Genomic DNA, 24,942 nt, shown 5'->3' with positions numbered 1-24,942 from the left:
TTCTCCACCTCAACCTTTAACACTTACAAATAATCAAACAGCTTTTCCGTCATCTCATCCCGGACAGAATAGCTCTCCATTTTTTCTTTCAGATTCCCGTCCTCCGACGCCTGCAGACGAAGCAGTTCATCCAGCCGTCCGGCGCGGTTGCCCTCCGTACGGCTGCTGTCTCCGTCATATTCGGCAGTGCCTGTCATCACCGGCTCCGAGCTGTTGGTGTCATCATAGATCTCATATTCCATCGTCTCTCCATAGAACAGGGACACCAGCTTAACAAAATAACCGTCAAACATATGGGGTATCGTTTCTATGACTGTCTCTCCGCCGTCCGGCAGAAGTCTCTGGTGAATCCAGATGCTCTGGCGCCGTTTTCCGTGATACTCGATGACAGTCTTCCCCATCAGCTCCCGGGGAAGGTCAATAAACCGGTCCAGCTCTTTATAGTAAGCGAATACAATGCGCTTACGGTAAAGCTCATCTATGATACTCTGGCACAGCTCGATCTGGCGGTCCGTCAGCCCGTCCGCCGTGCTGTAATATTTAGTCAGCGCAAGCATACATATCTCCGGAAGACCGTTCTTGATTTCATACCGTTCGATCTGAACTTCTATATAGCCCAGGATATCGGCATCCAGCTTTCCGTTCCCTTCAAAATACATCTGGCTCTTCACAACCAGATAAGCCCGCACCAAACTCTCGTCCACAGATTTTCCTTCGATGTAGCACCGGAACACCTCATCCAAGTGGCAGTATACTCCATCGAAAAGCATCTGCCCCAGCAGGCGCTCCGGCATATCATATACGGTTATGTGTCCGGTGAGGGCCGCGGAAAGGACATGGTACATGGGCCGGCTCAGTCCATTGTAATGGCAGCACAGATACTCCACAATCACATCGTCGTACCGGCCGCCCACGAAACAGTAATAAGCCATTTCCAGCAGAAGCCCGTCCTTTTCAAACAGATGCTTCAGGATCATCTTGGAGGTCAGCTTCAGTATCCGGCTGATATTCAGGCTGCGGTATCCGTACCTCGCGGCCATCTTATATGCCTCGTCATGAAAATCCTTGGTAATAAGGGCGTCCATGACCTTAAACCTGTCCTCCGCTTTCAGCAGCTTTTTATCGATGCTGAGGAGATATTCGTCACAGGCCGCCGTTTCTTCCATTTTATAATAATAAGAAATGATCTTGGATACCAATTTTTTCCGGTACAGCTCATGGATATTCTCTTCTTGGGAGATATCCTTCAGGATATCGATATCCTCCGTATAATACTGCTTCTTGGCGAGCACCTGCTGACAGCTCAAAAGGCGCATCATCTCATGGGAAGGATAAAGCTCCGCCGTGCGCTCTGCCAGCTTCGGGCAGTCCATCATGCCCGTCATGGAATACGGTATGCCGCTGTATCGATTCCCGTAGTCGTCCTGGAACATCACATGGACGTCTTCCAGATAGACCGGGACATAGGCTCTCCCGTTTCTCAGGGTAGCCACGGTCTCTCCCCGCATTTCCTCATAACACAGCACGACCTGCCGCATCCACGGGTTCCCACACCGGATATTTTTTGCGTACAAAAGTTTCGGAAGCACCCGGGCGATCTTCTCATCAATAATTTCCGGAAAGACCATCTGGCTGTATATCTGAGCCAGGGCCTCATTCATATGGCTCTGGAACAGCTGCTCTACTGCGAAATTCTCGATCTGGCTCTCATAAGCCCGGTAAATCTCATCGTCCTCTTTCATATATGTGAGCACATTCAGATAAAGAATCGCCTGCGCATGATAATCCAGCGTGTGGTTATAGGAAAAATACAGGAGCAGTATCCTCGGGAGCGGTTTATCATATCCCTCCGGCAGCGCATACAGATAGTATTCGTAAAGGCGGGTCAGATGGATATCCTCTTCTACCCCCTTGGCATACCAGCTGAAATCGGCCTCACTCCTGCAGTCGCCCCGAATCAGCATCGCACAGACGCCGGTCAGGATCTCTTTGGACGGATATGTCTCATAGAGCTTTTTCAGAAGTCTGAGACAGAGCCTCCTGCACCGCTTCACCTGTATGGATTGGAGGGCCGCCTTTTTTGCCAGTCCCTCTTCCACCATATGATATCTGGCCCCGAACCAGAGGCTCTGTATCTCAAACTCCTCCATGACCCGCAAAAGCTCCGGATTTTTTCTCAGGATCCGGCAGACACCCAGATATAAATAGGGGCTTCTGCATCCTTTCCGGAAATGTTCTTTGAGCCTGGACAGCGCAAGGCTGTCATTTTCCAGAAGCTCCTGGTCCGTCTGCATCAAAATGTAAAGCGCCATGTCCGAGGCAACGCCTTCTTCATAATATTTTCTAAGCAGCTTCACCATGGTCTGTCTCTGGACATTCTCCCCACTTTCCCGTACTTTAAGGTACATATAAAAGCAGTAGGAGGCAACGTCCTTATCCCGGTTGTCCAGGACCGCGTCTCTGGCCTCCTCCAGCATCTGGAGAGCCTGATCCTTTTTATCCTGCATCAAAAAGATACCCGCCTGATAAAGCCGGATGACACTGGGGTTCTGCGCCGTGGCATGAGTGCGGGAAAGGGCCGTCTGCATACTGTTGAGAAGAAGGTTCCTCTCATATTCTCCCGCCCACTGCTTAAGATCCAGAGAAATAAAGTTATTAAAATCTTTTTTATAGGAAGGTCCATCTGTCCAGGTCCGGTTGGAATGAAGGGTGACAGAAATGGGCACCGTCTCTTCTCCATATATCCCTTTCACCTGGACGGCTCCCCAGTTATGTCCCGCATGAAGCCGGTCAAAACGCACCGTGTAGCCCACCGTGCAGGAATCTCCGTCAAAGTCCTGTTCCGTGACGGCAGTTCTTTCCAGTTGGATAAAATCAGTATCCGCGGTCAGCTCCAGGCGGATATATCCCCATCCGCTCCTCTTTATGACCAAGGTGTCAGAAAAGGACTCCGGCGGAGCCTGGTAATCTCTGTCTTTCTTTTTTATGTGAAACAGGACCGGTTTTTTTAAACCGGCTCCTACTAAAAACTCTTCCAGCGCATTCTGCCGGTTTCCTCGTCCCCAAAGCCCATCGTACAAGACCCTGATACCGGCTTCCTGCATGAACGGGCATTTGACAAAATCAGAGGACTCAAAAAATTTCAGGGCCTCCTCCTCGTTCTCTTTGGCCAGTATGGTAAATTCCTTCAGGGAAGTCACCTGGCGTCCCTCCGGATTTACCGCGCAGACATGAAAATGATAGGGAATCCGGAACTCCCCTCCGCTGCAGACCACCTGGAATTCCCCCGTGATGTCTCCTTCCGCATAAGAGGCGTCTATCTCATAAATGATCCGGCAGTCCTTTCCCATAAAATTCTCGCTGAGCAGGCTTACTTTTTGATTGGTGGAATAGACCAATCCCTTGACGGCCTTTCCCACCTCACAGATAACATGGAATTCTCCCCGTTTTTTATCATCCAGAACTACAGCCTCTTCTATCTGTGCAGCAGAAAAAGAGACCTGTACTTCATCGTATTCAATCAGTCCTTTTGCAAGACGGTTAATCCGCTCCTTCATATTTCCCAATCCACCTGCCTTTGATCGTGTACCCTGCCATGGCCTCACCGGCCACACCAAACAGTGGTTGCGCTCTGTGCCCATTCTATCATAAAAAGACATTCTTGGCACTAGAAAACAGGTTTTTTGACAAAAAATCTTAGATTTTCAGCGGATGCCCAGTTCATCCAGCAGCTCCTGCACTTGTTCTTTGCTCTCCGAGCAGCTTTTGATATCCTTGCTAAGCCTCTGAGAAGCCTCAGATGCCGTCACACTTCCACTCCTCTCATGTACGCCGTCCTCTGTCTCCGCCTGATAGGTCCAGGAAATCTCTCCCGCATTGTCTATCAGCGCCAAAAGCATACAGGAATAGGCCTCCATCCTGCTGCGGAATAATTCCTCCCCGCTTCCGGTGACTGGATCTCTGAATTCCAGAGTCCATCCGTAGGGCTCCTCCGTCGTTTGAAGAGAATTCTGAAAGCCCCCCAGATCATCTGAAATGCCCAGAGTCTGTGCAATGCGGCCATTTGCTGGCATATCCCCGATATAAGGATTTTTCTTTTCAAACAATTCCGCGGCTTTGCTGGAAATGACACTGCCGTCCGGCATGACTTCGTTCCCGTTTATCAGCAGTCCTTTTCCTATCTCCTCCAGGGAATAACCTGCGGAGAAATCACCATTCTTGTTCCAAAAAGAAGGCAGAGCCGTATACACCACCAGCCTTTTTTTCTCCCCCTCTGAGACAAGCCTGCATTTAACAAATGCCGCGGCCGAGTCTGTAAGCGTTCCTTTAATCTGTACCTGCCCCTGGTCCACAGAAATCTCAGGCTCATAGTTCGAGGAGGAGCTTCCTGTCACAAACAGCTTGAGGAACGCAAGCAATGCCAGGATCATGATCGTCGCGATTATCCCGGCGGCGATTTTCGTCCGGTTCTTATTCCGGACCTTTTTCAGATAGTCGATCTCTCTCTTGTTTTTGCTCTGTGCCTCTTTTTTCTCTTCTTCCGCAGAAGCGCGCAGTGTCTCATACCGGCCGCGACATTCTCTGCATGTAAGAAAATGCTCCTCTATTTCTCTGCCACTCACCTCAGAGGTCAGTCCGTCCACATAGGAAGGCAGCAGATCCTGTATAAGCTCACACGGTATTTTCTGGCTCATCTTTTTTGACCTCCTTCCATATCTTCTCTTTCCCCCGGTAATAATTTACCCTTGCCCAATTCTCTGTCCGTTCCATGATCTCACCGATCTCGCGAAAGGAAAGGTTCGCTGTCAGCCGCAGATACATCACTTCCCGCATTGGTTCCTCCAGCCTGTGAAGGGCTTTCAAGGTCCGGAGACTGTCCCAGTTCCCGATTGCCGCATCCTCTGCGGAACCCACAGACATTTCCTGTGCCGTCTCCTCCAGTGCTACCGTCCTCTCCTGTTTCTTTTTCCTCAGATAATTGCACCATACATGGCCGGCGATGGAACACAGCCAGGTGAGGACGCTGCTTTCTTCTTTAAAACGGCCGGCGCTTTTGACCGCCTGATAAAAAACCTCCTGGGTCATCTCCTCCGCCAGATCCGGATGATTTGTCTTTGACAGGAGAAACCCGTATACGGCTTTGGCATATTTCTGGTAAACCACTTCCATCGTATCCATATATGATTTCTCCTTTCTATAAGTTTAGTAACCGTACTCCTCCATTCGTTACAGCTTGGCAAAATTTTTGGATCAGACAATATTACACCCCTGCCAGCCTCCGCACCACATAGCCTGCCATAAGAAGCCCCGCCACAGGAGGTACAAAAGACACGCTCCCCGGCGCGGGACGCCCAGAGGCTCCCTTTGTTTCCATCTCTGCCCCTGCGGGGCATATGACAGCCGGCTCTTCTTTGGAATACAGTACGGTCAGACGTTTTACGCCCCGTTTTTTCAGCTCCCGCCTCATCACTCTGCACAGAGGGCAGACCGAGGTCTCATAAATATCTGCAATCTCAAACGCAGATGGGTCGAGTTTATTTCCGGTCCCCATACTGCTGATGATTGGAATGTCTCTCTCCTCTGCCATTACGGCCAGTGAGACTTTTGCCGTCACCGTATCGATGGCATCCACGATATAATCCGGCCTTGCTTCCAGCATCCCCCCGATGTCGTCCGACAGCACAAATTGCTCTCTGGCTGTCACTCTGGCCTCCGGGTTGATATCGAGAATCCTGTCTTTCATCACCTGTGTCTTATATTGTCCGACAGTGCTGTGATAGGCGATGCTCTGACGGTTGATATTGGTTAGGGAGACCACGTCATTATCCACTAGGGTAAAGGTCCCGATCCCGCTCCTCGCGAGGGCTTCTATACAATGGGAGCCTACTCCTCCCACCCCAAATACCAGTACGTGGCTGTTTCTAAGCTTTTCCATGGAAACATGTCCCAGAAGAAGCTCTGTCCTGGAAAATTCATTCTCCATCTGCAATCCTTCCCTTTCTGCCCATTGATGCTGTTATTATATCATACCCTTCTTTTTCCGGTCATTTAAAATTCCTTTCATTTACCGTGTATTCCCCTTGTCAACCAGGGGCGGGTAAGGGTATAATGAAGAAAAATGCAGGAACATACGTTTGAACCGGAGGATATTATGGATTTATTTGATTATATGAGAGAAAACACTCAGGAAAAGGAAGCTCCACTTGCCGCCAGGATGCGTCCGTCTTCCCTGGAGGAAATCGTCGGCCAAAAGCATATCATCGGCAAGGGCACCCTGCTTTACCGCGCGATTGCTGCGGACAAGCTGAGCTCTATCATCTTATATGGTCCGCCCGGCACCGGGAAGACAACGATCGCCAAGGTCATCGCCAATACCACCAAGTCCACCTTTACGCAGATCAACGCCACCTCCGCGGGTAAAAAAGACATGGAGGAAGTCGTTCACAAAGCCAAAGACTCTCTGGGCATGTTTGGAAAAAAGACCATTTTATTTATCGATGAAATCCACAGATTCAATAAAGGACAGCAGGATTACCTGCTGCCCTTCGTAGAGGATGGGACCATCGTTCTGATTGGCGCCACCACGGAAAACCCTTATTTTGAGGTGAACAGCGCCCTTATTTCCCGCTCTATCATTTTTCAGCTGGAGGACCTCACAAAAGAAGATATCAAAGAGCTTCTCTCCCGTGCCGTCCATGACAAGGAAAAGGGCCTCGGGGCGCTGAATGTATCCATAGAGGAGGATGCGCTGGAATTCCTGGCCGATATTTCAGGCGGTGACGCCCGCTCCGCCTTAAATGCCCTGGAGCTGGGCGCTTTATCTACACCCAAAGATGAACGCGGCCTGATCCGCATCACCCTGGATGTGGCGCAGGAGTGTATCCAGAAACGCGCCATACAATATGACAAAACGGGGGACAATCATTACGACACCATTTCCGCTTTCATAAAAAGTATGAGGGGATCCGATCCCGATGCCGCGGTCTATTATCTCGCCCGTATGCTGTACGCCGGCGAGGACATCAAATTCATCGCCCGCCGTATCATGATATGCGCTTCCGAGGACGTGGGAAATGCCGATCCTCAAGCCCTCCAGGTAGCGGTAGCCGCCGCGCAGGCGGTAGAACGCCTCGGTATGCCCGAAGCCCGCATCGTCCTGTCCCACGCTGCCATTTATGTGGCCTCCGCGCCAAAAAGCAACGCCTGCTGTATGGCCATAGATTCCGCTATGGAACGGGTCCGCTCTGAAAAGATGAAAACAGTCCCTCCCCATCTTAAAGATTCTCATTACAAAGGAGCCGCCAAGCTGGGGCACGGACTTGATTATAAGTATGCTCATAGCTTCCCCAATCACTATGTCAAACAGCAGTATCTGCCCGATGAGGTGGTGGGAACCGTCTTCTATGAGCCGACAGATCTCGGCTATGAAAAAAAGATCAAGGAGTGGCTGGAATGGCTGAAAAAAGACTGATTTTTAGTCTAAAATCAGTTCATCCACCGTTACAAAGGTATAGCCCTGTTCCTTCAGCGCATCCACGATCTGGAAAGCCGCTTCTACAGATGTACCATAAACATCATGGAGAAGGATGATGCTTCCGTTTTCCACATGGTTCAGCACATGTTTCACCACCGTGTCCGTATCCTGTACCTGCCAGTCTCTCGGGTCCACATTCCACAAGACTGCCGTCATGTTTACCGCACATTCCAATTCTTTATCCCAGGATCCAAAGGGCGGCCGGATGTATTCCGGTATCTTCCCGGTGACATTGTAAATGGCGTCGTTGGTCATCGTAATTTCTTCGCATGCTTTTTTTACCGGGAGCTTTGTCAGCTGCACATGGTTATACGTATGGCTTCCGACCAGATGACCGTCCTCGGCCATCTGCTTTACCACGTCTTCCTTCCCCTCAATGCTTTTTCCAATGAGAAAGAAAGTGGCTTTTACATCCCGCTCTTTCAGGCCGTCCAGCAGCTTCTTTGTAAAAACGGCATGGGGGCCGTCGTCAAAGGTGAGAGCTACCAGCCGGGGCTCATCCTCCGCCGTGCTCTCAGCCGTCTCTGCCCCCACGTTTATATTTTCCTCCTGTTCCGGCTCCGTGCCGGCCTCCCGGCTCTTTATTTTTTCCATTCCCAGCAGGCAGACTGCCAGTAAAACGGTTAAAAGAACTGTGACTCCCCGCTTACCCAAGGTTCCTGTCCCCTTTAACTGCGTATTTTATCTATTATATGCAGGAGGACACATGTACTATCCAACTTGGAGGGGCTTTACACAAACTGGTTTCCATCGGCATCGTACTCATAGCCGATGGAAGCCAGACGCTCCGTAAGTTCTGTTTCTTTTATCTCCATTTCCTCACAGAGCGTCGTCAGCGTGGGATAAAAATCCCTCAGCTTCATATTGACAATGCTTAAAAGCATTGCCGGGTCCTTAGGCAGTTCCATTGGAAATGTACCTTCCTTTTCTTTATCGCTTCGCTTCCACATAGGCCGTCAGGGCGCCGTCCTTCACATCCATGACGATGGTATCCCCGGCCCGCACCTGATCCGCCAGTATCAGCTTCGCCGCCTGAGTCTCCACATGCTTCTGGAGATACCGTTTCAGGGGCCTTGCGCCGTAGACCGGATCATATCCGTTTTCCACCACAAAGTCCTCCGCCGCTTTCGTCAGGCGGATGGAGATTTCACGCTCCTCCAGGCGCTTGTTCACGCCTTCCACCATCAGCCCGATGATATGGCCGATGTCATCCTTTGTCAGCGGCTTGAACATGATGATCTCGTCCAGACGGTTCAGGAATTCCGGACGGAAATGATTCTTGAGGTCATTCATGACAAGTTTCTCATTTTCCGGCCTGATAGTCCCGTCCTCGTCTATTCCCTCCAGCAGATAAGAGGAGCCCAGGTTGGAGGTCATGATCAGGATCGTGTTCTTGAAATCCACTGTCCTGCCCTGAGAATCCGTGATGCGCCCGTCGTCCAGCACCTGCAGAAGCACATTGAATACATCCGGATGGGCTTTTTCAATCTCGTCAAACAGGACCACCGAATAAGGCTTCCTCCTCACGGCCTCTGTCAGCTGACCGCCTTCGTCATAGCCGACATATCCGGGAGGCGCTCCGATCAGACGGGATACCGAGTATTTCTCCATATATTCGCTCATGTCGATACGGACCATGTTCTGTTCGTCATCAAACAGGCTTTCTGCCAGAGCTTTTGCAAGCTCAGTCTTGCCGACGCCGGTGGGCCCCAGGAACAGGAAGGAACCGATGGGTTTCGTCGGGTCCTTGATACCTGCCTTGGAACGGATTATCGCCTCCGTCACCTTCGTGACGCCTTCGTTCTGTCCGATCACCCTCTTATGCAGCTCGTCATCCAGGTGCAGCGTCTTGTTTCTTTCACTTTCCGTCAATTTCGCCACCGGAATCCCCGTCCACCGGGAAATGATCCGTGCGATTTCCTCTTCTGTCACCGCTTCATGGAGCAGGGACAAATCCTGCCCCTTGACTCTTTCCTCTTCAATCTCCAGCTGTTTTGTAAGCTCCGGCAGTCTGCCGTACTGGAGCTCAGCGGCTTTGTTGAGGTCATAGTTCTGTTTGGCTATCTGAATCTGGCTGTTGATCTCATCTATCTGCTCACGCAGCTTCTGGAGCTTCTCCACGGAGGTCTTTTCATTATCCCACTGGGCTTTCATCTTTCCAAACTCTTCCCGGTAATTTGCCAGCTCCTTCTGAAGGGCCGCCAGCCTGTCCTTGCTCAGGTTATCCGTCTCCTTCTTTAAAGCTGCTTCTTCAATCTCCAGCTGCATGATCTTTCTGGACAGTTCATCCAGCTCCGTCGGCATGGAATCCAGCTCCGTCTTGATCAGGGCACAGGCCTCGTCCACCAGGTCGATGGCCTTATCTGGCAAGAACCGGTCGGAAATATAGCGATTAGACAGAATCGCGGCGCTGACTAAAGCCGCGTCGTTGATCTTCACGCCGTGGAATACCTCATATCTGTCCTTAAGCCCCCTCAGGATGGAGATCGTATCCTCCACCGTAGGTTCATCCACCATAACCGGCTGGAACCTCCGTTCCAGAGCCGCGTCCTTTTCAATATATTTGCGGTATTCATCCAGGGTCGTAGCTCCTATGCAATGCAGCTCTCCTCTCGCCAGCATGGGCTTCAGCATGTTCCCCGCGTCCATGGCTCCATCTGTCTTTCCAGCCCCTACTATGGTGTGGAGCTCATCCACAAACAGAAGGATCTTTCCTTCACTCTTCTTCACCTCTTCCAAGACAGCCTTGAGCCGCTCTTCGAATTCCCCCCTGTACTTCGCTCCTGCCACCAGAGCTCCCATGTCCAGGGAAAACACGATCTTGTCCTTCAGCCCCTCCGGCACGTCACCCCGGACGATCCTCTGAGCCAGCCCCTCGACTACGGCAGTCTTGCCGACGCCAGGTTCTCCGATGAGTACCGGGTTGTTTTTTGTCTTCCGGGACAGGATCCGAATGATATTCCGTATCTCTGTGTCCCGTCCGATGACCGGATCCATCTCCTGATTCCTGGCTCTTTCTACCAGATCCGTTCCGTATTTAGCCAGCGTATCATAAGTGGCCTCCGGATTGTCACTGGTCACTCTCTGGTTTCCTCTCACTGTGGTAAGGGCCTGCAGAAAACGATCTCTGGTAATCCCGAATTCCTTAAACAATGCCTTCATCGCGGAATTTGGATATTTAAGCAGCGCCAGAAACAGATGCTCGACCGATACATATTCGTCTCCCATCTGTTTTGCCTCATCTTCCGCGTTGACAAGAACCTTGTTCAGGTCGCTGCTGACATAAAGTTTTGAGTCTCCAGATACTTTGACCTTCTTATTCAGCGCCTCATCCACCCGGTTTACAAAATATTCCGGCTGAATCTCCATCTTAACGATCAGCTTCTTGATCAGGCTGTCGTCCAGGGACAGCAGGCTGGAGAGCAAATGCTCCTGATCAATCTCCTGATTTCCATATTCATAAGCCAGTTTCTCGCAATTCTGAACTGCCTGCAGAGAATTCTGTGTAAATTTATTGATATTCATAAGGACACCTCCTTGTGTACTTTCCCATTTCTTTGTTATATTCGTACTATAACACTTATTTTTAGCACTGTCAATAGGAGAGTGCTAATTTTTATTTTCATCTCTGCCATAATGGTCCCCCAGAAAGCGCCGCTGTATGCACCACCGTCCGGCAGGAAGGCGGCGGTGTTATAAGCAGCTTCATGGTCTCCTCCGCACTCTTTCGCGTTCTCTTATCTTGGATTCCATCAGCTCAGACAGCCTTCCTGCCTGCAGACATTGTTCTATCTCCGTTATCCCGAAGGATATCTGAAAATCTTCTTCCAACCTGAAAAGCAGGCTGACAAAAGCGAGCGAGTCAAAGCCTAAATCCGTATATAGATGAGATTCCCGGGTAATGGGAACAGTTACATCTTTGATATCTTCTATCTTTTGTGTAATGATATTCCATACTTCCATAACCCGTTTTACCTCCGCTTTCAAATTTTAAAGAACGTTATTTTTGAAAACCGCCAGACTGGGAAAAGGGAATCGTTATATTACATAGTCAAGATTCAGCGGCTTATTTGAATAACGGTTAAAGAACGATTCATATACCCTAGTGTTAAAAAGTTTGTACTTGCGCTTACTCCTATTTCATCACCTGCTGTTAAGGAACTTTGAACAATAAATGATGAACTGCTTCTATTAGTTATATTAAAATAAGAAGTAATATCGTCAAAGATTGGCATCCCATTGACCGTCACAAATGCATTTATATAAGGTTGAGCGGCGTCTGGATCAACAGTGGCTTCCGCATTAATAGAAATCGTTATTTGATAAACACCGGTTTCATTCACTATTAAATTATTACCCGACTGATCAACAGACATATTGGATAAAGGCCCAGCTAAACTAAATGGAACAGGTGTAGGTACTCTCCCAGGTATCTCTATGCTAATCCCTCTTAAAGATCCATAAGCCAGAGCGCCTGCAGAGCCATTTCCTCCCTGGGGGCCTGCCGGTCCCGGTTCTCCCTGGGGACCTGCTGGTCCTGGTTCTCCCTGGGGACCTGCCGGTCCTGGTTCTCCTTGGGGACCTGCCGGTCCTGGTTCTCCTTGGGGGCCTGCCGGTCCTGGTTCTCCCTGGTCTCCCTTACAGCCTGGCGGGCATGGCGGAGGACATGGCGGCGGGCACGGCCTGCACCGGTTACCTCTGCAGCAGGATTCCGTGTTTAATTCTATATCATTATTTCGCATTTAATCATCTCCTCAAATATTTGCTGTGATTTTATGGTTCTGATATAGTTTACGCGGTTTCACCCAAACTGTTCTTCTTTCTCCCTGCCCTGTGTTATTTATCCGACCTTTTTCACGTTTTATTGACATCTTCTGTTTTTTAGGGATATAATTACGGAAAGTGCTGTCTGTTTTATTGTGGAGGTAGTAGTATGGAACTTTATCAGCTTGTTTATTTTAAAAAGATAGCGGAATCTGAAAACATCACAAAAGCTTCCGCGGACTTAAGCATATCCCAGCCTTCCCTCAGCCGTTCTTTGAAAAATCTGGAAAGCGAGCTGGGCGTACAGCTTTTCAACCGCGAGGGCAAGAAGCTCCTTCTAAATGAAAACGGCATCGTATTCCTCGGCTATACTGACCACATCCTGGATACCCTGAACGAGGCCCGGGAAAAAATGAAGCAGCAAGCCTCTGTGTACTTGCCGCCTGTCCATATCGCCATGATACATGACAACCGGCTGCTTCCTCAGCTGCTTGCTGCTTTTCATCAATCTTATCCGCATATTCACATCAATCTATACCATTTTTCATCACCGCATAAGATTCCCGCGGAATGCAGTCTCGTGCTGCACGCGTCGGAGGAAATGATCGATTCCTCTCCTTTCCGGAAATCTGCCAAGCTTCTCAGTGAAGAATGTATGATTGGCCTTTCCAGGGAACACCCAATGGCAAAGCAGGAAACTCTGTCTTTACAGGCGCTCAGCAAGGAATCCTTTATCGTCTTGAGTCAGGAGAACTCATTCGGCGAATTTTCCAGAGGGTTCTTCCAGATTCTAGGGTTCAAGCCAAAGATCATCATGGAATGTGACAGCCAGATCATGATCGACTCCCTGGTGGCCCAGAACGTCGGACTGGCACTGTTCCCCTCGGAGACCTGGGAACCGTCCAAGGATCATATCGTCCTGAAACGGATCGAAAATCACCACCTGTACCAGCCCCTATATGTATCCTGCACGTCGGCCATGCCTGACCCTTCCACCCAGCTGTTTTATGACTATGCGGTGGCTTTTTTCAAGGCCTTAGAAAACCGACCGGATGCCCTCTCCTGCCCGATCTAGCGGAAAGGGGCTCCGGTATGGTTTTTTACGATCTTCCCTTCCTGCAAGACGACCGGTATGTTTCCGGCCTCCTGCAAAAGGGTGATATCCTCCAATGGGTTCCCTCTTACGATGATCAGGTCCGCCAGTTTCCCTTCTTCTACGGTCCCCAATTCTTCCCCTCTCAGAATGATCTCTGCTCCCGTTTTTGTTGCCGCCATCAAAGCCTCCATCGGGGACATCCCGATTTCCGTCAGAAGCTCCAGCTCCATGGCGTTCTTTCCGTACGGCATCATGGACCTGTCATAGATGAAGTCGGTTCCTGTGCCGATCTTGATGCCTGCCTCATAGGCCCTTCTGGCAGCGCTGCAGTGCTGCTCATAGATTCCGTCTACTTTTTCCCTCGTCCACGGCACCAGCTTGTCCTTATTTTTGGTCAGCAAGTACATAGTAGAAAGAGTAGGCACCAGCCAGGCCCCCGATTTTTCCATCAGCTCTATACACCGGTCATCCAGAAACGTACCATGCTCTATGCTCTTCACTCCCCCGACGAGTGCCTGATAGATTCCCTTCGTCCCTTCCGCGTGGGTGGCCACATAGGTCCCCTTAAGTTCTGCCTCCTCCACAAACGTCCGGATCTCTTCCACCGTAAAATTTGCGTGGCCAGGCTGGTCCCCTTCCGACATCACCCCGCCTGTCGTACAGATCTTTAAAAAATCCGCCTTGTCGCGGAACATGAGGCGCGCCCCCTTCCGGCACTCCTCCACTCCATCCACGATCAGGACTCCGCTGAGCCCGGTCTTGGAAAATTCCAGGGGAAAACTCTGCAATTCGTCGCCGTGTCCCCCTGTATCGGAGATCAAACGGCCAGACGCAAATATCCTCGGACCCTTGACCTTGCCCATCTTCCAGGCCTTTTTAAGAAAATTCGCCGTGCCGCCCACGTCTCGGATGGAAGTGTATCCTGCGTTCAGAAGCTCTTCCAGCTCCTCCAGCATATACACGGTCTCTTCATACGGGTTGGTACAGTAGAACGCCAGAGAACTGGGTTTCCCACTGTTCCCGATATGGCAGTGCTGCTCGATCAGCCCCGGCATGATGGTCCCATCCTCTATCTCCAGGATCTCTGCGTCCTCCGGGGCCTGCAGCTCATTCTGCCTGCAGACCCGGGAGATCTTACCGTCTTCCACCACCACCGCCGCCTTCTCCATAAGAGGAGCGCCGGTGCATGGGATAACATTACCCTTTAAAATGATCACGATATGCCTCCTGCTATTTTTGCTCCTCCGATGGCAGCTTTTCCTGTTCCGGCCCGTCCGCAGCTTTGGATTTCTTCTTCTTGGCTGTGACCGCGTAAGAGATCAGTGAGAAGCAGATAACGCTGTACAGCATGAACGCCCGGAAGTACTCGCTGTTCTGAGCATCTTCGAATACAGATCCCACAGCGGAGGGAAGCACGATTAGAATCGTATGGAAAATGATGATTCCGAACAGTGCCTGCTTGTTGGTGGCTTTCGTAACTGAAGCGCCGCCCACCAGAAGGGCTGCTACAGAATAAAGCGCTATATTGTTATGAGCCGCATAGGTCTGCAGAGAACCAATGCACTGCAGATAGATCAGCTGGCCGATCCCGGCAAACAAGGTGGACAATACGATCGCGTAGATACGTACTTTGTTTACATTGATTCCGGAGGCTGTGGCCACGCTCATGCTCTGGCCCACAGTTCTCAGATTCTGGCCAATCTTAGTCTTGAGAATAAAAGTATTGAACAGGCAGAGCCCCAGGATTGCCAGATAAGTGGACATAGGAACCCTCACCTTTAAAATCGCTTTGATCTCATCCAAAGCTGCCTTGGAGCTGGGGCTTGCGTATTCCAGCGCCTGGAAGAAAATGATCACAGCCAGACAGACGACCGTAGCAACGACCGCGGAAATCTTCAGATCCTCCTTTTTGAACTTCACGATCCGGTATACACTGAGGGCGATCGACAATACAGCAATGGCCATCCCCAGGTAATAGAAGATGATCATGAAATCCGCCGGTTTTTCTCCCGCCAGCATATAGGCAGTCATAGATGCCGCTCCCGCCAGGAAGGGAATCACAGATAAAAGCTTCCCATGCTTCTTTCCCTCAAAGAATTTGAAATTGATCTTCCGGGTGAAGTGCAGGATGAACAGGCACATGATATAAGGGCCCGCAACCGCCAGCTTCCGGTTGAACAGATTGTCCAAAGAGCTGGCGATCGTAATGTCAAAGGTATTCTTCACGCCGACACCGCCGGAGATGATCAGGAATGGGTTGTCAATATGAATCACGGTCCCGATAATGATCAGGAAGAAGAACATATAAATACCGGTGGCAAAAAAGCCAAGGATCATACCGGCTATCATTTCCTGCCCTTTTGTCTTGTTCAGCAGCTTTCCTGCCAAAAAACCAAAGAACAGGGAGAGGGGTATCAGCATCACCAGCGCGATCAGGAATCCGGAAAATCCGGAAAAAACGGCGCTCTGAGTCTGATATGCCCAGTTGGTCACGAAGAAAATGGCTATCTGGGCCGCCATAGCCCCGACTGTGATGGAAAAGTTAAGTCCCATGCCGGCTATGATCGGAATGATCAGCGCCAGGACCAGGAAGCTGTTCTGCCCCAGCCTTAAAAGCACCTGCTGGATCACGTAGGAGGGCTTCATCCCGGAAAGGGAATAGCAGATGATCGCAATGAGAATAAAGATGATCGCCGCAATGTTTTTCTTGGCAAAGCTGCCCGCCTTTGCAAATTTACTGTTATTCTTCACTGGATGCACCTCCTGCCTTCGTCAACGCATACAAGATGATGCCGTTGGTAATGATGATACGGACAATTTCCGTGGGATCCATGCCGTCGCCCAAGCCAGACAGGTATCTTCCCGCGATGGTGGGCCCCATGGTCAATATCCCCTGGAATAATACAACACCGATCAGCACATGGGATATCTTGGCCTGTTTTATACTCGCACCGCCGATCAAGATCGCAGCAATGGGAGGAAAGCACATATTAAGAGGCGCGTTGTAAAGCTGCAGGAATCCAAAGCTCTGTGCGTACACGAGAATCCCTACCGCCGACAGCATGATGCTCATGGTCGCGCCGATCATACGCTGCTTGTTGATATTGATGCCGCTGGCGCGGGCACAATCGGGATTGGAGCCTGCCGCGGCCATGGAAATCCCGGTCTTGCTCTTGTTAAAAAGCCACATGGCAAAACAGCAGAGAATCAGGAACACCAGCATGCCTGTGGGAATTTCCATGGAAGTATTGGACTTAAAGGTGATATGTACACTCAGCGCACTCCTAATGCCGTGCAGGAATCCGATATCCGCAAAGGCGAGGACAGCACAGATCACTGTGAGCAGAGCGATGGAGATCACGCCAATTTTCTTTCTTTCCTTCCGCGTCTTGTTGTAAGCGGCCAGCTCCTCATCCTTCATATTTTCCACGTCGACATCCTTCGTCCTGATGAACACCCAATAAAGGACGATGGACACCACAAGCCAGATCACCAGCACACCGACCGGTATCATCATGGTATCTCCCGCATTATAGGATTTTGTTATGGCCCCGATATTATTGAGGGCGTTTCCAAAATACGGCTCCAGATTGATGGTATTACGAAGGCCCTTGCCCATGGACCAGGTGATCGCATTGTTCGTAAAAGGAAGCAGGAGCCATCCGATGCACATGATGGCCACCATTGCATAGCCGAAATACGTCGCCACCATCATTTCTGAGTTCTTCACCCGGTTCATCAAATAACCGAATAAAAGCCCCATGGGGAAAGAAATGATCAATGCGCATACGACCGCTACGGCAAATCCTCCGAGGCCGGTCATATTGAACTGGACAGCGATCAGCCCTCCTAAAAGCCCCGCCAGGATGCCGAAAGGAACGGCGAAGTTGGGACCGAGTCCTGACCGAATGGACGGCACCATACAGAGGACCAGCACACCATGCATACCGATTCTCGTCAATACGTTGCTGATGGTTCCAGGCACTTCCTGCTTAGCTGTCATACAGAGCAAGAATACAAAGAACAGCGCCACGATCAGCCTGGAAATCCCTATATTAGATATTACTTTCTTGATCTCCACCAGGGTGGAATTCTTCGGTTTCTTCGGTTCAGAGCTCATGATGTTTTCTCCGCCTCCTTTTCTGCCTTTGTACCTGCCATTGCCAGGCCGAACTTAGCGTCGTCCTCCCTCGGTGAAAGGATATCGGCCACTTTCCCGCCGCACACAATGACAATTCTGTCACAGATAGAACGAAGCTCCATAAGTTCACTGGACACCAGGATGATCGTGATGCCTTGATTCCAGCTGAGCTCCTTTAATTTATCCAGAACCAGTTTTTTGGCTCCGATATCAATTCCTCTCGTAGGCTCTGAAACGAACAAGACCTTCGGGTTCAGCGCCAGCGCTTTCGCCAGGCATACCTTCTGCTGATTGCCGCCGCTCAAGTTCTGGACCTGCTGTTTTCGGCCCACACAGCGGATATCAAATTCATGGATCATCTGATCCGCGAACTCCGCGATCTTTTTATTATTCCGGAACGAAAACAGCTTAAAGTCATAAAGATATTCCCGTTTAATCTGCATGGCGTTGAATACCATATTGTCCTCTATGGATTCGGACAAAATAAGCCCGATTTTCTTCCGGTCCTCTGAAAGGAAAGAAATTCCTTTTTCCAATATTTTTTTTGTATGGTTCAGCGGGAGCGCCTTTCCCTCAAACAAAAGCTCTCCGGATGCGGGATAAAGGCCCATGGCTCCGTTGGGAATCCCCAGCTTTCCCTGTCCGGCCAGACCGCCGATCCCTATAATCTCACCGCGTCTTACCTTCAGGTCGATATTTTTCACCTGTTCTCCGGGCATATCCACGGAAAAGTTCCGAAACTCCAGCACAATGTCCGAATCGTCAAACTTATCGACCCGGCCTGAAATATCGCTGTAGCTCACATTTCGCCCGACCATCATCTCGGCCAGCTGCACCGCGTCCGTGTCCTTTACCTGGCAGTTGGTCACCAGGCTCCCGTCGCGGAGGATCGTGACGGTATCGCATACATCAATTACTTCCTGAAGCCTGTGGGTTATAAAGATGATTGCGATTCCCATGCCCGCAAGCCGCTTCATGCTCTCCAAAAGCCTTGAAGCCTCCGTTTCATTGAGCACTGCCGTCGGTTCATCAAATACCAATATCCGGACGCCTTTTTTGTCGATTTCTCTGGCGATCTCCAGAAACTGCATATGTCCGACGGGAAGCTCCCCCACCATCTCATCCGTATCCAGATCCATTCCGACCTTATCCAGAGCAGCCTTCGTATCCGCACGCATCTGTCCGTTGTCCAGGGACTCGTAATTTTTTCCTATCACACGGCTGACGGCATTCGGCTTTGTAACCTCCCGGTTCAGCTTCAGGTTCTCATATACGGCAAATCCGGGTATCAGCATAAATTCCTGATGTACCATGCCGATACCCAGATCCATCGCGTGTTTCGGCGATGAGATATGTACTTTCTCACCGTCCAGATAAATCTCTCCAGTATATCCTCCGGTGTTGTGAATCACCGGCATTCCAAAAAGAACATTCATCAAGGTGGATTTTCCTGCTCCATTTTCACCTAAAAGGGCATGGATCTCACCAGGTTTTACTTTCAAGTCTATCCCTTTCAGCACGGGGTTTCCTGAATATTCTTTTCCTATGTTTTTCATTTGCAGGACATAAGCATCACCCATGTTCTTATCCTCCATCCAAGGTGCGTTTTTTGTAGAAAGTCCCCCCTGAAGATTCCAGGAGGGACCTTTAATCTTTTAGTAGGTTACATACGTAGAGGAGAACAGGTAATAGTTATCATAGGTATTACCCGTCTGGCTGTCCACGACATGATTTAAGGTAATTTCCGCACCGTTGGCAATATCATTCATACATTTCAGATAAGTTTCTTCATCATTCAGGCCGTTTGTGTTCCCTTTGATGTATTCCATCGCATACGCAACACTGCCGACGATGATGCTGTAATCTGTAGGAGCCGCCCAGGTTGCGACTCTGCCGTCGCCGCCTTTTTCCTTGACTGCCTTTTCTTCGGCCTCCAGGATATAAGGAACGTCTGCTTTCTTGTCATCCGGAATCTCAAGTCCCAAAGCTTCGGGAAGTGCGTGGAGCGGAGACGGGCAGCACTGCAGCGGGTAAATGGAATGATGCTCTTTATCATTGAGGATCGTGGTGATGATCGGTACCTGCAGAGAACAGTTGGTGGCAAAGAACGCCACATTGTCTCCGTATTCCTCCAGCTTACGGGGAAGGTCCTCAAGGATCCACTGCTGAGCGCCGGAAACTCCCTGCTCGCCCATGGGGTCGACACACTCTGCGTATACGAATTTCATTCCCAGCTCTTCACAGGATTTTTCAGCGTTGTCACGCTTCTGTACAACCAGCTCCTGAGCCATGTGACGCGCAAAGGAATAAAATACAAAGGTCTCTGCTCCCATTTCCTTTGCCTGCTTCGTCATCGAATAGCCGATGTTGGGATGGTCCGCGTCGATGGAGATATCCGCAGCCGTCGTGATAACGTTGGGGTCTTCAAAAGGAACTCCTGCCACCAGCAGGATATCCTTGGTATTGGGATCACTCTTGATCGCTTCAAACGCTACCTTCGTGCCGGGTACTGCCTGACAGACGATAATGGCTTTCATATCCGGATCCTGGGCCATGTTCTTGATGGTCTGAATCACCTGCTGCTGCTCATCCTCAAACTTATCCGGATAAGTAGCAGTCACGATATGGTCCTCGCCATAAAGAGTTTTCATGGACTGGGCCGCACGGTATTCTTCTTCCGTCTGAGCTACCGTACCGGTCACGATACCGATCTTATAGTTTTCCGTATCTGAGCCGCCGGCTTCCTTGCTCTCGTCTGTCCCCTTGTTGTCCGCAGCCGCCGTTGTCTTTCCGCCGTCTGTCTCATTGTCATCCGAGTTTTTGCTGCCGCAGCCTGCCAGGCTGAGTACCATCACCAGGGACAGCAGCAGTGCCAATAATTTTTTCATGCTTCTTCCTCCTTTAATAATTTATAAGAAAGGCTCCTTCGTTCAGATGCAGGCGCCTTTGCCTCATCTCCATTCTGAAGTCCTGTCTTTTAAAACGTACCCACCGCGTTTCCATAAAGCGCCAGCTCACAAAGAAGCGCCGACTCCAGAGCATCCTCATCAATATCAAATTTAGGGGTGTGCACCGAAGCGCAGATTCCCCTGTCCCGGTTCCCGCAGCCTATATAGGCGAAGCATCCCGGCGTATGATTTAAGAAGTAAGCAAAATCCTCACCGCCCAGATCAGGCCTGCATATCTCCACATGGAAACCGGCTTTTTCCATGGCCTTAACCGCTTGTTCTGATACCTGCCGGTCATTTATGACCGCCGGATAGCCCTTCTCATATTCCAGCTCATAGGTCGTCCCATAAATCTCACAGACCCCCTTCAGAACCGTGTGTATTTTCTCTTCTATACTGGCTCTCGCCTCCGCGCTGAAGGTCCGGACCGTTCCCAGAAACACTGCTTTGTCCTGAAGGACGTTGTATACTTTTTCTCCGGAATGGAACGTGCAGATACTGACTACTGCCGAATCCAGCGGATTCAGAAAGCGGGAAACGATATTTTGAAGCGCGCAGACGGCCGCGGCTCCTGCCAGCAGTGCATCCGCCGCCAGGTTGGGATCGGCTGCATGAGCTCCCCGGCCGTGAATGGTGACTGTGATGCTGTCTGCATTGGCCATGATGGCCCCTGTGGTAGTCCGTATGGTGCCGGTCTCCGTCTCTCCCTGGAAATGGAGGGCATAGACCTCGTCCAGCCCGTCGGCAAACCCCTGGTCCACCATGGATTTCGCTCCTCCCGGAGCCAGCTCCTCCGCCGGCTGGAAAAATAATCTCACCGTTCCGTGCACCAGCTCTTTATGTTCTGTGAGCGCCTCTGCCAGCCCAAGCAGCACCGCCGTGTGGCCGTCATGTCCGCAGGCATGCATCACACCGGGAACCTGGGAGCAGTAAGGCACATCGTTGGCCTCCTGTATCTCCAGAGCATCCATGTCCGCCCGGAATCCTATGTTCTTCCCCGGCTTTCCGCCTGTGACCGTTGCGACGATCCCATAATTTCCTTCACAAAGGACATAGGGCACGCCTATCCGCTCCAGTTCCTTCTTCACATATGCCGACGTGTTCTTTTCACAAAAGGGAAGCTCCGGATGCATATGAAGATGCACTCTGTGTGCGATCATCTTATCCCGGTACTGTCCCGCAAGTTTTTTCAGTTCATCCAATTCCATTTTGTCTCTGCCCCTCCCTGCCATATTAACGGTCTCTCACCGGAACTCAAAAAGCCTCGGCTTCAGGAAATTGATCAAAGTGCTGGCCGCCAGCCTGTTGGTGGAGCCGGTAGGATCACAGGGCGGCGACACCTCTACCATATCGATACCGCCGATGCAGGAAGTATCCCCGAGGATGCTTCCGATCTCCAGAAGCTCCACAGCCGTGATCCCTCCATATACATAGCTGCCTGTCCCGCATCCATAAGCCTGATCCAATATGTCGATATCTATGGTGGCATACACCACATCACAGCCTTCTGATGCGGCCGCAATGGCTTTTTCCATCACCGCACGCACACCGTCCCTGCGAATATCGTCAATGGTATACAAAGAAGCTCCGCCGTTTACTGCGTAATCATAGCACTCCGCTCCCGTCGTTCCGTTCAGGCCTACAAAGACCATATGCTTCAGATCAAAGCTTTCCAGCTCGCTGATACGCCGCGCCGGAGAACCCTGGTAATATTTCCCCCATGTATCGTTCTCATCGTACATGTCCATATGAGAATCAATATGTAAATAGCCGATCTTCACATCCCGGCCCATGCGCTTTTTATAGCCCCGCTCAAAGCCTTTCACTACGGGATAAGCGATATAGTGGTCCCCGCCCAGGGTAACGGGAAACGCCCCCTTTTCCACGATCTTTTCTATGGTGTCCGCCACCTGTTCCGTCGTCTTCATCACGTCGGTGGGATACACGCGGATATCTCCGATGTCCTTTACGATCTCTTTAGGCGGCGCCAGCATCCTCTTCTTCGTGCATACGTCCACGACCTCTCCGTCAATGGCACAAAGGTGGTAAATAAAGTGCTTGGTCTCCTCCCGAATCGCGTTGGGAGCGTATCTTGGTCCCGGCCTGGTGCCAATGGTCACATCATAAGGTACTCCGGATACGACGTAATCTCCCTCCTCAATTTCATCCAAGGTCACATACGGCGCCCGCAGAAATGTGTTGATGCCGCTGAAAGATGGATACAGAATCCTCTCGTCCATAGTCTTGCATTCTCCCTCACTGTTATTTGTAATCTGCTGTCTCCCGGTCTTCTGCTTCAGCCTCCTTGATATGATTTCCGCAATTTTCAGACTGGAATTTAAAAAAACGCTCAGTATCCGGGATACCAAGCACCATTGCTTCTATCTTTTACACTTCGGCCTGTCAGGGAACAGCGTTTTCTTATTATTCATTATATCATTCCATAGTTTTTTAACAAATGCTTGTTGTCTATATGCTTATAGCTTTCATGTCCATGCCTCAGACCGCAATTGTTTCCATTGTCAGACAAGATATTTTCTTGAATACCGGAATGCTTTATAGTAAGATAAATACGATTGAAACACCATTTCTAAGAAAGGGCTGACGAATATCGACTATGGAACTAAATAAGAACAACTCAAAAAAGATACTCGGATTCATTGCGTTCGGAATCCTTCTGTTTGTCGGGCTGGAGCATCTGAGCGTCGTCGGAAACGCTTTCCGATGGATTCTCGGCCTTCTATTCCCGTTCCTCCTGGGCGCATGTATCGCTTTCATCCTGAATGTACCCATGAGGCTGCTGGAAGAAAAGGTGTTCCGAAAGCTTAAAGGACGGAAGGTCTGGGACCTCATACACAGGCCCGTCTGCATGCTGCTGTCCATCATTGTCGTGCTGGCCGTCTTGTGCCTTGTAATCTTTTTAGTCGTTCCTGAATTGATCCGGACCGTCTCCATCCTGAGCAAAAGTATCCCCGTATTCATGGAGAACGCACAGGCATGGCTGATACAGCTTGCTAAGGATTGGGACATCTCCACGGAGCGGCTTGAAGGCGTCAATATCGACTGGAAGCAGATGCTGGAGGCCATGGGAAAATTCCTCCAGGACGGCGCGGCCACCGTCGTCAATACCACGATCGGAGTCACCTCCTCCATCGTGAGCGGAGTCGTCAACTTCTTTCTGGCGTTCATCTTTTCTCTGTACATCCTGGCTTCCAAAGAGAAACTCAGCGAACAGTTCCGCAAGCTAATGCAGGTATTCCTACCGGAAAAAAGAGCCGGACAGTTTCTCCGTGTCTGTACCGTCTCAAACCGGATCTTCTCGAGCTTTGTCACCGGACAGTGCACAGAAGCCGTTATCCTGGGTGTTCTCTGCTTTTTGGGCATGACCCTCCTGCGACTTCCTTATGCGATGGTGATCGGCACATTGGTGGGTTTCACTGCCCTGATCCCCGTATTTGGGGCTTTCATCGGGTGTTTTATCGGCGCATTCCTGATTCTGATCGTCAGCCCGGTCAAGGCTGTCGTCTTCATCGTCTTTCTGATGCTTCTTCAGCAGCTGGAGGGTAATCTGATATATCCAAAGGTAGTGGGCACCTCCATCGGGCTTCCCGGTATCTGGGTGCTGGTAGCCGTCACCGTGGGCGGAAGCGTGTTCGGAATCGCAGGTATGCTTCTCTTTGTCCCGCTCTGCTCCGTCATCTATACGCTCTTAAGAGAGTCCGTATACCGCCGCTTAAAGCCGGATCCGGCACCAGATCATAAACAACAGCCCTGAGGTCAGGGAAGCAGGGCTTCCCTCCACAGGGCTGTAAGTCTCTCCAGAGAATATGCCGCGTTGGCCGGGCTCGTGGACGGCAGCTTCACCGCCTGCCGCCCGGTCCTTTTCTCCAGATATTTGTCATATAATTTATAGGAAGTTCCTCCGTTGCAGAAGATCCCCTGGATATCCGCCGCGTCCAGAATCACGGACAGATCATTGGGAACCACGTTTTTTATGCTGCTGTCGCTGGAACCGTCAATATCGCAGCTGGCTATCACATCCCAAACGGCAATCCGATTCTCCAGCAGAAACCGTTTTTTCTCTTCCACCGTTTCCGGGACATAACCCTCGCAGCTGTTTCCGCTGCAAGTGCAGGCTCCATATACCACCGCCAGCACCTTCCAGAACCGGTTCTGAGGATGATGATAAAAGAACTTTCCCGCCCGGGACTTGACCGAAGGAAAGCTGCCGAGGACCAGAATCTTTGAATTCCCGTCATATACCGGCGGAATCTCGTGTATTACTTTATCCATAGTATATAGTCCTCTTTTCTCGGCCTCGTCTCCGGATATTCTTCGTCAGTGTCTCTTTCATATGGTACCTCCTTTCATCTGTGCAAATAGGGGGCTCATTTCTAATGATTATAACATATTTTATTTGTTTTTTGCATGATATTTAAAGCTGTCTATTTCATACTTT

At 50.4% G+C, this 24,942-nt stretch carries 20 protein-coding genes; 3 read left to right on the top strand and 17 right to left on the bottom strand.

Annotated elements, in window-relative coordinates; translation table 11 throughout:
• Window positions 1-23 precede the first annotated feature (23 nt).
• The 4 genes from H9Q78_RS09915 to H9Q78_RS09900 form a co-directional block, all read right to left on the bottom strand.
• The gene (locus H9Q78_RS09915; RefSeq protein WP_249301405.1) at window positions 24-3,557 is read right to left on the bottom strand and encodes a DUF5717 family protein; all 3,534 of its coding nucleotides are present in this window, start codon (window positions 3,555-3,557) and stop codon (window positions 24-26) included.
• 147 nt (window positions 3,558-3,704) lie between these two features.
• Window positions 3,705-4,694 carry a DUF4825 domain-containing protein gene (locus H9Q78_RS09910; RefSeq protein ID WP_249301404.1) on the bottom strand — a complete coding sequence of 330 codons (990 nt, stop codon included), beginning with the start codon at window positions 4,692-4,694 and terminating at the stop codon, window positions 3,705-3,707.
• Window positions 4,672-5,178, bottom strand: coding sequence for an RNA polymerase sigma factor (locus tag H9Q78_RS09905; RefSeq protein WP_249301403.1), 507 nt, complete (start codon window positions 5,176-5,178; stop codon window positions 4,672-4,674). Before H9Q78_RS09905 ends, H9Q78_RS09910 begins: the two co-directional genes overlap by 23 nt.
• An 82-nt stretch (window positions 5,179-5,260) precedes the next feature.
• Window positions 5,261-5,983 (bottom strand): tRNA threonylcarbamoyladenosine dehydratase, encoded by a 723-nt coding sequence (locus H9Q78_RS09900; RefSeq protein WP_249301402.1) that lies wholly within the window; start codon window positions 5,981-5,983, stop codon window positions 5,261-5,263.
• Window positions 5,984-6,151: 168 nt separating this feature from the next.
• Between H9Q78_RS09900 and H9Q78_RS09895 the strand changes: the two genes are divergently transcribed.
• Window positions 6,152-7,471, top strand: a complete 1,320-nt coding sequence (locus H9Q78_RS09895) for a replication-associated recombination protein A (protein WP_249301401.1) — start codon at window positions 6,152-6,154, stop codon at window positions 7,469-7,471.
• 3 nt (window positions 7,472-7,474) lie between these two features.
• Here the strand turns inward: H9Q78_RS09895 and H9Q78_RS09890 are convergent, their stop codons facing one another.
• From H9Q78_RS09890 to H9Q78_RS14500, 5 genes are all read right to left on the bottom strand, one after another.
• A complete protein-coding gene (locus tag H9Q78_RS09890; protein ID WP_249301400.1) occupies window positions 7,475-8,188 on the bottom strand; it encodes a polysaccharide deacetylase family protein in 714 nt (237 codons plus the stop codon).
• Between the two features lie 77 nt (window positions 8,189-8,265).
• The gene (locus tag H9Q78_RS09885; protein ID WP_249301399.1) at window positions 8,266-8,442 is read right to left on the bottom strand and encodes a DUF4250 domain-containing protein; all 177 of its coding nucleotides are present in this window, start codon (window positions 8,440-8,442) and stop codon (window positions 8,266-8,268) included.
• Window positions 8,443-8,464: 22 nt separating this feature from the next.
• Entirely contained in the window at window positions 8,465-11,059 is a 2,595-nt protein-coding gene (gene clpB, locus H9Q78_RS09880) for an ATP-dependent chaperone ClpB (protein WP_249301398.1), read from the bottom strand.
• A 180-nt stretch (window positions 11,060-11,239) separates the two neighbouring features.
• Window positions 11,240-11,497 (bottom strand): acyl carrier protein, encoded by a 258-nt coding sequence (locus H9Q78_RS09875; RefSeq protein WP_249301397.1) that lies wholly within the window; start codon window positions 11,495-11,497, stop codon window positions 11,240-11,242.
• Window positions 11,498-11,592: 95 nt separating this feature from the next.
• On the bottom strand, window positions 11,593-12,276 hold the full coding sequence (locus H9Q78_RS14500; RefSeq protein ID WP_283245048.1) for a BclA C-terminal domain-containing protein: 684 nt from the start codon (window positions 12,274-12,276) through the stop codon (window positions 11,593-11,595).
• A gap of 191 nt (window positions 12,277-12,467) precedes the next feature.
• Between H9Q78_RS14500 and H9Q78_RS09865 the strand changes: the two genes are divergently transcribed.
• On the top strand, window positions 12,468-13,373 hold the full coding sequence (locus H9Q78_RS09865; protein WP_249301393.1) for a LysR family transcriptional regulator: 906 nt from the start codon (window positions 12,468-12,470) through the stop codon (window positions 13,371-13,373).
• Here the strand turns inward: H9Q78_RS09865 and H9Q78_RS09860 are convergent.
• The 7 genes from H9Q78_RS09860 to H9Q78_RS09830 form a co-directional block, all read right to left on the bottom strand.
• Window positions 13,370-14,611: a metal-dependent hydrolase family protein gene (locus tag H9Q78_RS09860; RefSeq protein WP_249301391.1), complete on the bottom strand. Its 1,242-nt coding sequence runs from the start codon at window positions 14,609-14,611 to the stop codon at window positions 13,370-13,372. The genes H9Q78_RS09865 and H9Q78_RS09860 overlap by 4 nt on opposite strands.
• A 13-nt stretch (window positions 14,612-14,624) precedes the next feature.
• Entirely contained in the window at window positions 14,625-16,145 is a 1,521-nt protein-coding gene (locus H9Q78_RS09855) for an ABC transporter permease subunit (protein ID WP_249301389.1), read from the bottom strand.
• Window positions 16,135-17,514 carry an ABC transporter permease subunit gene (locus tag H9Q78_RS09850; RefSeq protein WP_249301387.1) on the bottom strand — a complete coding sequence of 460 codons (1,380 nt, stop codon included), beginning with the start codon at window positions 17,512-17,514 and terminating at the stop codon, window positions 16,135-16,137. The genes H9Q78_RS09855 and H9Q78_RS09850 overlap by 11 nt, the downstream gene beginning before the upstream one ends.
• Entirely contained in the window at window positions 17,511-19,115 is a 1,605-nt protein-coding gene (locus tag H9Q78_RS09845) for a sugar ABC transporter ATP-binding protein (RefSeq protein WP_249301385.1), read from the bottom strand. The genes H9Q78_RS09850 and H9Q78_RS09845 overlap by 4 nt, the downstream gene beginning before the upstream one ends.
• 75 nt (window positions 19,116-19,190) lie before the next feature.
• Window positions 19,191-20,423, bottom strand: coding sequence for a DUF3798 domain-containing protein (locus tag H9Q78_RS09840; RefSeq protein WP_249301383.1), 1,233 nt, complete (start codon window positions 20,421-20,423; stop codon window positions 19,191-19,193).
• Between the two features lie 89 nt (window positions 20,424-20,512).
• Window positions 20,513-21,691: an amidohydrolase gene (locus tag H9Q78_RS09835; RefSeq protein WP_249301381.1), complete on the bottom strand. Its 1,179-nt coding sequence runs from the start codon at window positions 21,689-21,691 to the stop codon at window positions 20,513-20,515.
• Between the two features lie 36 nt (window positions 21,692-21,727).
• Complete coding sequence (locus H9Q78_RS09830; protein ID WP_249301379.1) at window positions 21,728-22,723, bottom strand: agmatinase family protein; 996 nt, start codon at window positions 22,721-22,723, stop codon at window positions 21,728-21,730.
• 377 nt (window positions 22,724-23,100) lie between these two features.
• On the opposite strand from H9Q78_RS09830, the gene H9Q78_RS09825 reads away from it, so the two are divergent.
• The gene (locus H9Q78_RS09825; protein WP_249301377.1) at window positions 23,101-24,258 is read left to right on the top strand and encodes an AI-2E family transporter; all 1,158 of its coding nucleotides are present in this window, start codon (window positions 23,101-23,103) and stop codon (window positions 24,256-24,258) included.
• A gap of 2 nt (window positions 24,259-24,260) precedes the next feature.
• Here the strand turns inward: H9Q78_RS09825 and H9Q78_RS09820 are convergent, their stop codons facing one another.
• Window positions 24,261-24,776, bottom strand: coding sequence for a DNA-deoxyinosine glycosylase (locus tag H9Q78_RS09820; RefSeq protein ID WP_249301375.1), 516 nt, complete (start codon window positions 24,774-24,776; stop codon window positions 24,261-24,263).
• Window positions 24,777-24,942 lie beyond the last annotated feature (166 nt).

Source organism: Qiania dongpingensis (genome assembly GCF_014337195.1).
GTDB lineage: Bacteria > Bacillota > Clostridia > Lachnospirales > Lachnospiraceae > Lientehia > Lientehia dongpingensis.
The sequence above is the reverse complement of the archived record's forward strand: the minus strand, read 5'-3'. Positions and strand labels throughout refer to the sequence as shown.